The sequence below is a fragment of the Pseudomonas sp. BLCC-B112 genome, from assembly GCF_028550695.1.
GTDB lineage: Bacteria > Pseudomonadota > Gammaproteobacteria > Pseudomonadales > Pseudomonadaceae > Aquipseudomonas > Aquipseudomonas danubii.
Window position 1 is genome coordinate 62577 of record NZ_JAQQGK010000015.1, and the last position, 11420, is coordinate 73996.

At 63.3% G+C, this 11420-nt stretch carries 13 protein-coding genes; 11 read left to right on the plus strand and 2 right to left on the minus strand.

The genetic code is table 11. From position 1 onward, the window contains the following. Positions 1 to 98: 98 nt before the first annotated feature. Positions 99 to 1067: a siderophore-interacting protein gene (locus PQT43_RS29025; protein ID WP_253085619.1), complete on the plus strand. Its 969-nt coding sequence runs from the start codon at positions 99 to 101 to the stop codon at positions 1065 to 1067. A gap of 177 nt (positions 1068 to 1244) precedes the next feature. Here PQT43_RS29025 and PQT43_RS29030 read toward each other — a convergent pair whose 3' ends face one another. Then, positions 1245 to 1985, minus strand: coding sequence for a thioesterase II family protein (locus PQT43_RS29030; RefSeq protein ID WP_102880135.1), 741 nt, complete (start codon positions 1983 to 1985; stop codon positions 1245 to 1247). Between the two features lie 72 nt (positions 1986 to 2057). Next, positions 2058 to 3230: an MFS transporter gene (locus tag PQT43_RS29035; RefSeq protein ID WP_102880134.1), complete on the minus strand. Its 1173-nt coding sequence runs from the start codon at positions 3228 to 3230 to the stop codon at positions 2058 to 2060. Positions 3231 to 3365: 135 nt separating this feature from the next. Between PQT43_RS29035 and PQT43_RS29040 the strand changes: the two genes are divergently transcribed. The 10 genes from PQT43_RS29040 (at position 3366) to PQT43_RS29090 (ending at position 11410) form a co-directional block, all read left to right on the plus strand. Then, the gene (locus PQT43_RS29040) at positions 3366 to 3962 is read left to right on the plus strand and encodes a TetR/AcrR family transcriptional regulator (RefSeq protein WP_253085620.1); all 597 of its coding nucleotides are present in this window, start codon (positions 3366 to 3368) and stop codon (positions 3960 to 3962) included. An 81-nt stretch (positions 3963 to 4043) separates the two neighbouring features. Further along, complete coding sequence (locus tag PQT43_RS29045; RefSeq protein WP_253085621.1) at positions 4044 to 4421, plus strand: VOC family protein; 378 nt, start codon at positions 4044 to 4046, stop codon at positions 4419 to 4421. A gap of 671 nt (positions 4422 to 5092) precedes the next feature. After that, entirely contained in the window at positions 5093 to 6484 is a 1392-nt protein-coding gene (locus PQT43_RS29055; RefSeq protein ID WP_253085623.1) for an S-type pyocin domain-containing protein, read from the plus strand. A gap of 13 nt (positions 6485 to 6497) precedes the next feature. Then, entirely contained in the window at positions 6498 to 6959 is a 462-nt protein-coding gene (locus tag PQT43_RS29060) for a DUF6392 family protein (RefSeq protein WP_253085624.1), read from the plus strand. A 164-nt stretch (positions 6960 to 7123) separates the two neighbouring features. Beyond that, on the plus strand, positions 7124 to 7585 hold the full coding sequence (locus PQT43_RS29065) for a cysteine hydrolase family protein (RefSeq protein WP_102861767.1): 462 nt from the start codon (positions 7124 to 7126) through the stop codon (positions 7583 to 7585). Positions 7586 to 7668: 83 nt separating this feature from the next. Then, entirely contained in the window at positions 7669 to 8055 is a 387-nt protein-coding gene (locus tag PQT43_RS29070; RefSeq protein ID WP_170003234.1) for a hypothetical protein, read from the plus strand. 33 nt (positions 8056 to 8088) lie between these two features. Next, a complete protein-coding gene (locus PQT43_RS29075; RefSeq protein WP_159892243.1) occupies positions 8089 to 8541 on the plus strand; it encodes a hypothetical protein in 453 nt (150 codons plus the stop codon). A gap of 57 nt (positions 8542 to 8598) precedes the next feature. Further along, complete coding sequence (locus PQT43_RS29080; protein WP_267268657.1) at positions 8599 to 9402, plus strand: alpha/beta fold hydrolase; 804 nt, start codon at positions 8599 to 8601, stop codon at positions 9400 to 9402. Positions 9403 to 9478: 76 nt separating this feature from the next. Further along, complete coding sequence (locus PQT43_RS29085; RefSeq protein WP_265073501.1) at positions 9479 to 9952, plus strand: hypothetical protein; 474 nt, start codon at positions 9479 to 9481, stop codon at positions 9950 to 9952. Between the two features lie 15 nt (positions 9953 to 9967). Beyond that, positions 9968 to 11410: a TIGR01777 family oxidoreductase gene (locus PQT43_RS29090; RefSeq protein WP_272755366.1), complete on the plus strand. Its 1443-nt coding sequence runs from the start codon at positions 9968 to 9970 to the stop codon at positions 11408 to 11410. Positions 11411 to 11420 lie beyond the last annotated feature (10 nt).

An 11420-nucleotide genomic window follows, 5' to 3' on the forward strand; every position in this document is an offset into this window, starting at 1 on the left:
TTAACCCTCTGCGCGACAGGCAGATCAGGGCTTGCACGGTAAATTCCAGCGCTTGCGGCTCGTCAAATCAGGACCTTCCCCTTAATAAGGTCGCGATCATGTCCTCAGCCACTTCCCTGGCCAGCTCACTGGCAAATGGCTTGCGCAAGCTGGTAGGTGCCGGCGCCCAACAACCCCGGAGCTACCGGCTGATCAACGTCGAACTCAAGCAACGCATCGACCTCAGCCCCTCCATGACCCGCCTGGTGTTCGGCGGCGAGGACATCGCCCAGGCCCGCACCCTGGCCCCGGACCAGCGCATCAAGCTGCTGTTTCCCGGGGCCGACGGCACGCCTGCGCAATTGCCAGTGGACGGCGACTGGCAAGCGGCCCGGCGCCAGTTGCCGGCCGAGCAGCAGCCACCGATGCGCACTTACACCATTCGTGCCTTGCGCATGCAGCCGGCAGAGATGGATGTGGATTTCGTGCTGCACGGGGTCAACGGGCCGGCCTCCGCCTGGGCCACCCACGCCCGGCGCGGCGACCGCCTGCAGATGGTGGTGCCGAACAAGGCCTACAGCGGCGACCCCGGCGGTTATGAGTGGTTGCCGCCGGCGGGGATTGGCAAGGTGCTGCTGATGGGCGATGAAACCGCCCTGCCCGCCATCGCCGGGATTCTGGAGGAGTTGCAGGATTACCCGGATTACCCGGACGTGCAGGTGTTCATCGAGGTGCCCTACGAAAGCGACTGCATCGACCTGCGCTGCAATCCGCAGACCCGGGTCAACTGGCTGCCTCGGGACGTGCTCAATGCCCAACACGGTGAAACCCTGATCCACGCCGCCCGGGAGCTGGCCGAGCTGCCGCCGGCCAATAGCGGCCGACGGCCGCTCAAGGTTTCCGAGCGCCACGACGCGCAACGGCTTTGGGACACCGCAGCGCCGGCAGACAACCATTTCTATGCCTGGGTAGCCGGCGAGTCGGCGACGGTGATGAGCATCCGCCGCCACCTGATCAACGAGCGCGGCCAGGAGCGGCGCAACCTGACCCTGATGGGTTACTGGCGCCTGGGTATGTCCCTAGGTTGAGCCCACCAACCGCCCCCTATTCCCTATAGCCGCTGCCGAGCCCGCGAAGCTGCGCAAAGGCCCGAAGGGCCTTGCTTGGCGATCGCCAGTCGAACCTTTGGAGCCCTCAGGTTTTTTGCGTCCCTGCGGGCCGTGCGCAGCCTGCGGCAGCGGCTACAGGAAGCCTGTCTGTAGCCGCTAGGAAAGCGCGGCTACCGGTTGCAGGTGGCGCCGGCGGTGCACTTCCAGATGGCCCTTGATCAGGCTCAGCACCTTGGTTTCCTGTTCGTGGATGAAGAAGTGCCCGCCCGCGAGCATGTCCACGGAGAAGCTGCCGCAGGTTTCCTGGCTCCAGCCAATCAGTTGTTCGGTGGTGGCGCGGTCGGTCGTGCCACCCAGCACATGCACCGGGCAATTGAGCAACGGGCGCTGCAGCGGACGAAAACGCCCGCACAGCAGGAAGTCGGCCCGCAGGATCGGCAAGGTCAGGCTCATCAGTTCCTGGTTGGCCAGCACCTCTTCGCTGGTGCCATTGAGGGTGCGCAGCTGCTCGATCAGCTGTTGGTCAGTCTTGGCCTCGGCAAACCCTCGGTCGTATTCGCTGCGCAAGGTCGGTGCCGCCGTCCCGGAAGCGAACAGCGCCACCGGTTCCGGACACCCCAGGGCGCGCAGGGCGTGGGCCAGCTCACAGGCCAGCAAGGCCCCCAGGCTGTGGCCGAACAGGGCATAGGGCGCGCGCAACGTGCTCTGGATTTCCCGGGCAAGCTGCATCGCCAGCACCCGCATGTCGGTGTGCAGGGGCTCGGTGTAACGGGCGCCGCGCCCGGGCAGTTCCACGGGCGTCAGGTGCAGCCACTGGGGCAGCTTGCGCCGCCAGCGGCTGTAGACCATGGCGCTGGCGCCGGAATACGGCAGGCACAGCAGGTTCAATTGGGTCACGGTTTATCCCTCGACAGATGATCTGTTAAGAACAACGCGGCACGGGGCGGACAAATTAGTCCGACGGTCGCTTCAGCGCAGGCGTCGATAACTTTGCAACGCCGCCCCCAGCACCACCGCGCCGCCGCCCAGGGCCAGCCAGAAGCCGCTGCGGGCGCCGAAATGGTCCACCAGGAGCCCGGACCCCGCCGCCCCCAGGGCCACGCCAATGCTCAGGCCGGTGACCAGCCAGGTCAGGCCCTCGGTGAGCTTGGCCGGGGGCACGATGCGTTCCACCAGGGCCATGGCGACGATCAGGGTCGGGGAGAAAAACAGCCCGGCGACGAACACCGCCAGGGACAGGCCAAAGATGTTGCTCGCCCAGAGCAGCGGCAAGGTGGCCAGGGCCGTGGCGATACCGCCGTACATGAACAGCCGGGGCAAGGGCGTGGCCAGTTTCAGCGCGCCGAAGGCAATGCCCGCCAGGCACGAGCCGATGGCGTACACCGAGAGCACGACACTCGCCGCCGCCGGCTGCCCCTGGTGCTGGGCGAAGGCCACGCTGACCACATCCACCACGCCGACTATGGTGCCCATGGCCACCATCAACAGGACCAGCAGGCGGATTTCAGCGGAGCGAATGATCGAGCCTGTATGCCCCTCCTCGTGGGGGTGCACCGGCGGCTCGGTGCTTTTCTGCATGACGAACACACTGACCCCCAGGGCCAGCATCAACAGCGCGGCCAGGGGCCCGGCCTCGGGGAACAGCCCCACGCACAGGCCCACCGACACCGGGGGACCGATGATGAAGCAGACCTCATCGAGCACCGATTCCAGGGCGTAGGCGGTCTGCAACTGCGGCTGACCACGGTACAGCTCGGTCCAGCGGGCGCGGACCATGGCCGACATGCTGGGCATGCAGCCGGCCAGGGCGGCGCAGATGAACAGGGTCCAGTGCGGGGCCTGCAAACGCGTGCACAGCAGCAGGGCCAGCAAGGCGCCACCTCCAAGGCCCGCGGCCAGGGGCAGCACCCTGCCCTGGCCGAAGCGGTCCACCCAGCGTGACACCTGGGGCGCGCAGAAGGCCGTGGCCAAGGCGAAGGTGGCCGCCACGGAACCGGCCAGGGCATAACCGCCATGGAGCTGCGCGAGCATGGTGATCAGGCCGATGCCGGTCATGGAGATCGGCATGCGCGCGATCATCCCGGCCAGGACGAACGCCCGGCTGCCGGGGGCCTTGAACAGTTCGCGATAGGGGTTTGCCATTTACAACGACTCCTTGGGGGGCTGCAACTTGCCACAAAGTGCTCGCGCAGTAGAAATACATACGCCGCGTATGTCAAAAATCATGTAAACATACGCTGCGTATGTCAACCCACCCTTTGTTGGAGAACTGTGATCATGAGCAGCCGCCCTCGCGCCGAGATGATCGAAGCCACCCGCGCCAGGCTGATTGCCAGCGCGCGCCAGGCCTTTGCCCGCCTGGGCTATGCCAAGACGTCCATGGACGACCTGACCGCCGAAGCCGGCCTGACCCGCGGCGCGTTGTATCACCACTTCGGTGACAAGCAGGGCCTGTTGGCGGCGGTGGTGGAGCAGATCGACGGGGAAATGGATCAACGCCTGGAGGCCATCTCCAGCGAGGTTGCCGATCCCTGGGAGGCTTTCTGCCAGCGTTGCCAGGCCTATCTGGAGATGGCGCTGGAGCCGGAAATCCAACGCATCGTCCTGCAAGACGCACGGGCGGTGCTGGGGGACGTCACCCAGGCCGGCGAGGATCAGTGCATCGACACCCTTGGCGCCCTGCTGAGCCGGCTGATCCAGGAGCAGGTGATCGAACCGGCGTCGCCCCAGGCCCTGGCGCGATTGATCAACGGCAGCCTGGTGGAGGCAGCGCTGTGGATTGCCGCCGCCGAGCAGCCTGAGGCCCGCCTCGATGAGTCGCTGCAGGGGCTTGAGCTGCTGCTGCGCGGGCTGCGGCGGCAGCAACCGAACTGAACGCTCTGACACCCTGAGCCCGGCTCCGGTGCTGACCGAAGCGCTCAGCCCTTTGTGCCCGCCAGAAACGGAATTGGCCCCATGCCCGACTCTCCGATCATCGCCGTGATGATCCACGCCGCCGACTGGCGCGCTGCGACCCTGTGGTACGCCCAGGCCTTTCCCCAGGCCCGCCGGGTGCTGCACGAGCCGGATGATTTCGGCCATTTGCAGCTCGATGGCCTGTCCCTGGAAATCGTCCCCAGCGACGCCAAGGTGGGCCAGGGCCCGGCGGGCACAGTGGTGTATTGGCAGGTCAGCGACCTGTCCGCCGAGGTGCAGCGCCTGGTGGCCCTGGGCGGGCACCTGTATCGCGGCCCCCTGGCCATCGAAGGCGGTGAATGGATCTGCCAGGTGCAGGACCCCTGGGGCAACTGCATTGGCCTGCGCCAGCCGGCCCGTCAGGGGCAAACGTCATGAACCAGGTGCTGTTGATCATCGATATAAAGCCCTGTTTCAACCCTTCGCGATGGTTGGTGAACGGCATAAACGGATTGCTCGGGCGACACAGCGTTAGAGTCCGAACCTCGCCCTCCTCCACAAGCCCCTCATGAGCGGATCTGCACCTTGAAGCTGACAAGCATCTGACTCAGGCGCAGCTCGGCCGTTTGCTGCAAGGCCTCCCGTGAACCGAGGTGCTCTGTCTGCCCGGCGCTATCCAGACCACGTACCCCTAAGCCTTGAGCCTGCACTGCGAGGATTCGGAACCTGCGCCACTGATCCGCGCCGAAGACCGCAAAAGCTGCGACTTCGCCGTCGGGCTGCGCTACTACTTGCGGATCAAGGCCCAAAAAAACCGGGGGCCACAGTTCCCTGGAGGGCATCCATCGGCTGCTGCAAACCATCGTCCAGCACTGCGATTTGACACCTACAGCTCTGGCGTTCCCGTGGAGACCATTGCGAATGGTGCTCAAGGAACTGCACAGGAGGAAGCGAGCCCTATCGCTTACAAACTGAAGGATCGACGCGACTCTATGTCAATTCTGACAGTCCCGCAGGTATTCACCTGTGACTTTTCAGATACCTCTTACAGAACAAATCCGGATCGACGCAACAATTAGTGCCAACTAATTAAAACGCCGAGGGATCGTATGCGTTTAATAAAAAGCTCTGATCCAGGAGCACACAATGCTGAGCCGTCACATTCTGCTGAGGCCACAGTCCGTAAAGCGTTGGAGAGTAATCGATCCAGTCTTGAAGGCCTGGATGAGTTGTTACGCGACCACTACACCATCAACAGCAATCGGGACATTCTCGATGCAGTCAGGAATGGTGACTGGGTGTTGGTCGAAAACAGCTCCAATGCAGGAGGGGGCGGCGGCTTTGCCCGCTCCACCTTTGAACCGGAGCCGGTCTACATTCAGGAAGACCCGTGGCCTGACCCCAAGCCCCGTACTGACCTGATTTTTGCCAAGTCCATCAGCTCTGCACCCTGGGGCACCATCAAGGCGGGCACCGACAGCGAACCTGCGGCGAACTTCGGTAAAACCATGGTCATGGCCTCCTCCACGGCAGAGGCCGGGCTGGGCAAAATCGCCGGAGACCTCATCCTAAGAAGTTTCGTTTGGTCACTGGAAGCCACTGGTACGCTGCTAAAAAATGCTGCAGGTCCCGTGGGGCGTGTCGTGATCCTGGCGATGACCCCGACCATGCTTGGCGACGGTTCGTTCTACAGCGAGAAACAGTTGCAGGACATGCGCGCTGCTACCACGCGGGTTCGCTTCCAGTTCCGCCGCGACAGCCAGGGCGCTCTTCAGATCTACGGCATCCACACCAGCGCCCAGTCAGGACAGGACGCCGTTCCGGTGATCAAAGCCAAGTGGAACGCAGACAAAAGCGCCATGGAGGCCCACCTCGGCACGATCACAATCATCTGGACGCCCAATCACGGGCCGTTGGTAACGACTCCCAGCGCTTATCCAGGGGTGACCGATGAACTGGCCAACATCATGGTCCACCCCATCAGCGAAGCGGGTGACAGCAAGCTCGAAGGGGCGCCCATCGATGAGTTCAAAGTCGAGGACTGCATCATCACCTTCCCGGCTGACTCCGGGATCAGGTCGCTGTATTTGGTGTTTGCCAAGCCGATGGTCAATCCGCTGGAGGTGGGGCCAGCCAATGATCTTTCCAGTAGAAGTGCGAAGGATGGGCTGGATATTGATCACATACCTTCGCAGGCGGCTTTGAGAGTTTTTCTGATGGCAAACACTCCGGACATCTCCAAAGAGCAAATCAAAGAAGCGCTACGCAAAGCACCAAGTATCGCAATTCCTCGCGATCTGCATCAAAAGTACAGCGAAACGTACGGAGGTAGAAACAACATGGTTCAGCAAAATAAGGACGCTGAAGACCTGCGCACGGCGGTAGACGCCAACTTTGATGTCATCAAGCCTTTCTTGAAAGAAGAAGGCTTTACCGAAGAGCAGATTGAAACTGCACGCACTAATCTACATAACCTGCATCAGGAACAAGGTTGGTATTGATATGAACGCAGCAATGATCGACGAGCTGGTTAAAAGCCTTGGGCGTACTTACCCCGAAATGATCTCTTCCGGAATGTATCTTCCAGGCGGTCCACCAGAGGGAATGTTTGGGAATAGTGACACCGTAGAGTTTTCACCTGAGCCGGGTATCGAGTTAAGATTTTGGGCCAGCACTAAACGTTTTGAAAAATTATTTGTCACTTTTCTAGAAGGCTTCGAAGGAGAACAAATTTACACAGGAAGCCTGCCCTATGAACTCAGGAACCGTATGAATCAGGCTTGGGTCAGATCCCAGTATGGCGAACCGTTGGATTCAGGCGCGCCCTATAGAATCCCTGTGCTTGGTATGACTGGAGGGTGGGATTCATATCGACTCCCAAGGATGTCCAAAGACATCAATGTGCTGTTTAAATACAACACTAAAATGGAAGTTGATGGAGTCGTCTTTAGGCTGAACGAACAATCACACGCCTGAAGAGAAGCGACAGATCTGCGTATAGCATTAGAACTTGCACAACCTCTATCAGAAACAAGGCCGATCAACTTGCCGCACGGTTGCGGCAAGTTGATCGGAGCTTCCCAAACAAGTTGGGCGGCACACTGACGAGCTTTTCACCCGCCCCCCCAAGGAGAAACGGCATGCATCAGGTGCTGCTGATCATTGATGTGCAACCCTGTTTCAACCCACCGCCATGGCTGGTGGAAGGCATCAACGCACTGCTGGGACAGATGCCCTCGGTGGCCACGGTGGAACGCCATGATGAAAGCCGCACGCCCTTCGCCCGGCAACTGGGCTGGCAACCGGCGGCGGACGACCAGAGCCTGGTGGCCGCCGATAAGGTTTTCATCAAGCACGGCTATGGGCCAACGGCAGAGATACTCGACTACCTGAAAAGCCTCTGTCCCGAACGCGTGCTGGTGTGCGGCATCCAGACCGACACCTGCGTGCTGGCCGCCGGCTTTGCCCTGTTCGATGCCGGATTGCAGCCGACCCTGCTCACCGACCTGACCGTAGGCTCATCCCTGGACCGCAGCGGCGGCCTGGGTATTGACCTGTGGCGACATCACTTCAAGCACCTGATCCGCAGCGACGAACTGTAGAAGCCGGCGTGCCGGAAGCGATCTTGCGGGTGACACCACGCTAGAATCCGCACCTCGCCCCATCGTACCGACAAGGAAACCCCATGAGCCTGGACCTGCACCTTGAAGCCGACCAACGCCTGACTTCGGCGCTGCTCGGCCGTTTACTGCAAGGCTTCCCGGGCACCGAGGTGCACTGTCTGCCCGGCGCGGTCCAGGCCTGGTTCCCCTCAGGCCTGAGCCTGCACAGCGAAGACTCCAGCCTGGAACCCGAGATCCGCGCCGAAGAGCGCAAGGGCTGCGACTTCGCAGTCGGCCTGCGCTGCTACCTACGGATCAAGAGCCCCGAACCCGAAGGCCACAGTTCTCTGGATGACACCCGCCGCTTACTGGAAGCCATCGCCCAGCACTGCGAGGCGCGATTCATCCTCTCGTTCCAATACGAATCCACCCTTTACTGGCGCGATGCTGACGGGCTGTGTGAAGCCTGAGCCGCGAAAACACAATGGAGTGATTGCAGCCCGATGAAAAAACTCTTCGCCCTGCTTGCCCTGCTGTTCTGCAACCCCGCCTTGTGCGCCTCGTTCAGCGATTCGCCCGAAGCGCTGGTCCGGCAATTCATTGCCGACTATCAGCAGTGGAGCGACAGGGCCAGTGCACGCCAAGCGGACAACGCGCCCATGCAATCGATGGATTTGGCGCAGCAGGAGTACGCCCGGTTGCTGGCCAAGTTCTGCCTGCCGGGCTTTCAGGGCCAGCCCATTGCCTTCAGTTCCCCGGCCAGCCACGGCACGGCGTATGAGCAGATCCTCTCCAGCAGCCGAACCGCGGATCGTGCGCTAGTGAAAACCCGGGCGATCAGCCCCGGCGAGGGCTTTGCCGCCGATTACCACTACCACCTGATCTTCAGCGGCCAGCGCTGGTACCTCAGCGAGGTGTTCTACGTCGACCAGGACGGCCAGTACGAGTCGCTCTAGATCAGCCGTAACCGTTTTGAGCTAGGGTGTTTCAAGCCACCGAACCCCGGAGCCACCATGCCCAGCTCAGTCTCCCTGCGTCAGGTCACTACCCCCAGCCTGCACCTTGCCTATGAAGAACACGGCCCGGCCAACGCCGAACCGGTGATCCTGCTCCACGGTTTTCCCTACGACGTGCGGGCCTACGACGAGATCGCCCCGCCGCTGGCCGAGCGCGGCTATCGGGTCATCGTCCCCTACCTGCGGGGCTACGGCCCGACGCGCTTTGTCAGCGAGCAGATCATGCGCTCCGGGCAGCAGGCCGCCCTGTGGCCGCAGCGGGTCAAGGGCCTGATGAGCGCCGACGGCTACAACATCCAGGACATCCCCGGGGCCTGCGAACCCAGGGCGCCAGAGACCGAGCACGGGTTGTGGTACCAGTACTACTTCAACACCCAGCGCGGGGTGGATGGGCTGACCGCCAATCGCCGGGCGTTCTGCGAGCTGTTGTGGCGCCAGTGGTCGCCGACCTGGAACCAGGGACCGCAGTGCTATGGCCTGAGCGCGCCGTCCTTCGACAACCCGGACTTTGTCGAAGTGGTGATCCATTCCTACCGCCATCGCTTCGGCTACGTACCCGGCGACCCCAGCCTGGAAAGCATCGAGCAGGCGTTGCAGGCACAACCGCCGATCCAGGTGCCGACCATCGCCCTCTGTGGCGCCGATGACGGGGTCGGCCCGGCCACCGAGCCGGACCCCGATATCGGCCTGTTCAGCGGGCCCTATCAGCGCAGTATCCTGCCCGGCGTCGGCCATAACCTGCCCCAGGAAGCCCCGCAAGCCACCCTCGACGCGCTGCTGGAGTTGCTCCAGAACGCCTGAGAAGAGCCGCAGGCTGCACGCCATGCCGGGGAAAAATCGGTACACTTCGCGCCTTTGATCCCCCACAGGACATGGAATGTTACCCGCCACGACTTCCCCCCGGCCCGGCCTGCGCCGGGCCCTGGTGCTTTGGCTGTACGCCGTAGGTGCCGGCCACCTGCTGGCCGGACTGCTGCTGACCTGGGCCGGCCACAGCGGCCTGTTCAACGACTACCTGGCCAGCATCGAACAGGCCTTCTGGGGCGCCGCCGCACCGGCGCCGGCCCGGGCCCAGCAGATCTGGTGGCTGGGTCTGTTCGGCGCCACCCTGCAAAGCTATTCGTTGTACCTGCTGGGCCTGGTGCACCTGGGCAACCGCCTGCGGGCCCCGGCGGCCTGGGCTTGGCTGATGGCCGGGATTGTGCTGTGGGCGCCCCAGGACATGTGGTTGTCGTGGCAGATGAACATGACCGCGCACCTGTGGATCGACAGCTTCGCCCTGCTGGTGCTGCTGCCACCGTTACTGTGGCTGCAGCGCCACGACCGCCGTACCTCTCGTCTTCCCTCGTAAAAGGACTTCACCATCGTGGCTGATTTGCCAATCCTGCAGTGGGCCATCGCCCTGTTGCTCGCCCAAGGCGTGCTCGGCGCCCTGGACACGATCTACCATCACGAACTCACCGTGGCCCTGCCGCAACGCCACGGCGCGCGCAAGGAGCTGGCGATCCATGCCCTGCGCTCGTGCTTCTACGGCGTGCTGTTCATGGGCATCGCCCACCTGGCGTTCCAGGGCATCTGGGCCCTGGTGATCGCCGTGCTGTTCGCCCTGGAAATCGGCCTGACCCTGTGGGACTTCGTGGTCGAGGACCGCAGCCGCAAGCTGCCGGCCATCGAACGCATCATGCACACCGTGCTGGCGATCAATGCCGGGGCCTTCTTCGCCTTGTATGGCCTGCAACTGCTGGAGTGGTCGCGCCTGCCCAGCGCCTTGAACACCATCGATCTGGGTTGGCAAGGCTGGGCCCTGAGCCTGTTTGCCGTCGGCGTGACAGCGTCGGGCATTCGTGATGGCCTGGCGGCGTTGCGCTTGCAACGCCAGGGCCAGGGCGCCAATCCCTTTGCCGGTGGCCGCGGCAAACGGGTGCTGGTCACCGGTGGCACCGGCTTTATCGGTGAAACCCTGGTCAACCAACTGCTGGATGCCGGGCACACCGTCAGCGTGCTGGCCCGCGATCCGCTGCGCGCCGCCTACCTGTTCGACGGTCGTGCCCGCTGCTTGCGCTCGTTGAGCAAGCTGGGCCACGGCGAGGCCTTCGACGTGATCATCAATCTGGCCGGCGCCCCGGTGGCCGGGCCGCGCTGGTCGGCCAAGCGCCAGGCGCAACTGTTGGCCAGCCGGGTTGGCACCACCGAAGCCCTGCTCAACTGGCTGCAGCACGCCCAGCACAAGCCGGAGCTGTGGATCCAGGCGTCGGCCATCGGTTTCTACGGGGTGCGCGACGCCAGCCAGAGCCTGGATGAAAACGCCGAGCGCGGTGAAGGCTTCATGGCCGATCTGTGCGCGCGCTGGGAATCCTCGGCGGAACCGGCGACGCGCTTCGGCGTGCGCCAGGTGGTGCTGCGCTTAGGCATCGTGTTCGGTCCCGGCGGCGCCCTGAAACCCCTGCTGCTGCCCTTCCATTTCGGCTTTGGCGGACGCATGGGCGATGGCCAGCAGATCATGAGCTGGGTGCACCGCGACGACGTACTGCAAGTGATGGCCCGGGCGATGAACGACGCGTCCCTGTCCGGCACCTACAACATGGTGGCGCCGGAAGCGGTGAGCCAGGGCACCTTCGCCACCACCGTCGGCAAGGTGCTCAAGCGTCCGGTGTGGCTGCATGTGCCGGCCGCGCCGGTGCGGGCCCTGGCCGGGGAAATGGCCGAGCTGTTCTTCGACGGCCAGAAAGTGGTGCCCGCGCGCCTGCTGCAGGCCGGCTACCGCTTCCGTTACCCGACCCTGGACGCCGCCCTGCGCGACCTGACCTGAGCTGAGGAAT

Excerpts from the sequence above, each read along its gene's own strand:
- PQT43_RS29025 (WP_253085619.1), top strand. The coding sequence starts at position 99 with ATGTCCTCAGCCACTTCCCTGGCCAGCTCACTGGCAAATGGCTTGCGC.
- PQT43_RS29035 (WP_102880134.1), bottom strand. The coding sequence starts at position 3,230 with ATGGCAAACCCCTATCGCGAACTGTTCAAGGCCCCCGGCAGCCGGGCG.
- PQT43_RS29040 (WP_253085620.1), top strand. The coding sequence starts at position 3,366 with ATGAGCAGCCGCCCTCGCGCCGAGATGATCGAAGCCACCCGCGCCAGG.
- PQT43_RS29045 (WP_253085621.1), top strand. The coding sequence starts at position 4,044 with ATGCCCGACTCTCCGATCATCGCCGTGATGATCCACGCCGCCGACTGG.
- PQT43_RS29055 (WP_253085623.1), top strand. The coding sequence starts at position 5,093 with ATGCGTTTAATAAAAAGCTCTGATCCAGGAGCACACAATGCTGAGCCG.
- PQT43_RS29060 (WP_253085624.1), top strand. The coding sequence starts at position 6,498 with ATGATCGACGAGCTGGTTAAAAGCCTTGGGCGTACTTACCCCGAAATG.
- PQT43_RS29065 (WP_102861767.1), top strand. The coding sequence starts at position 7,124 with ATGCATCAGGTGCTGCTGATCATTGATGTGCAACCCTGTTTCAACCCA.
- PQT43_RS29070 (WP_170003234.1), top strand. The coding sequence starts at position 7,669 with ATGAGCCTGGACCTGCACCTTGAAGCCGACCAACGCCTGACTTCGGCG.
- PQT43_RS29075 (WP_159892243.1), top strand. The coding sequence starts at position 8,089 with ATGAAAAAACTCTTCGCCCTGCTTGCCCTGCTGTTCTGCAACCCCGCC.
- PQT43_RS29080 (WP_267268657.1), top strand. The coding sequence starts at position 8,599 with ATGCCCAGCTCAGTCTCCCTGCGTCAGGTCACTACCCCCAGCCTGCAC.
- PQT43_RS29085 (WP_265073501.1), top strand. The coding sequence starts at position 9,479 with ATGTTACCCGCCACGACTTCCCCCCGGCCCGGCCTGCGCCGGGCCCTG.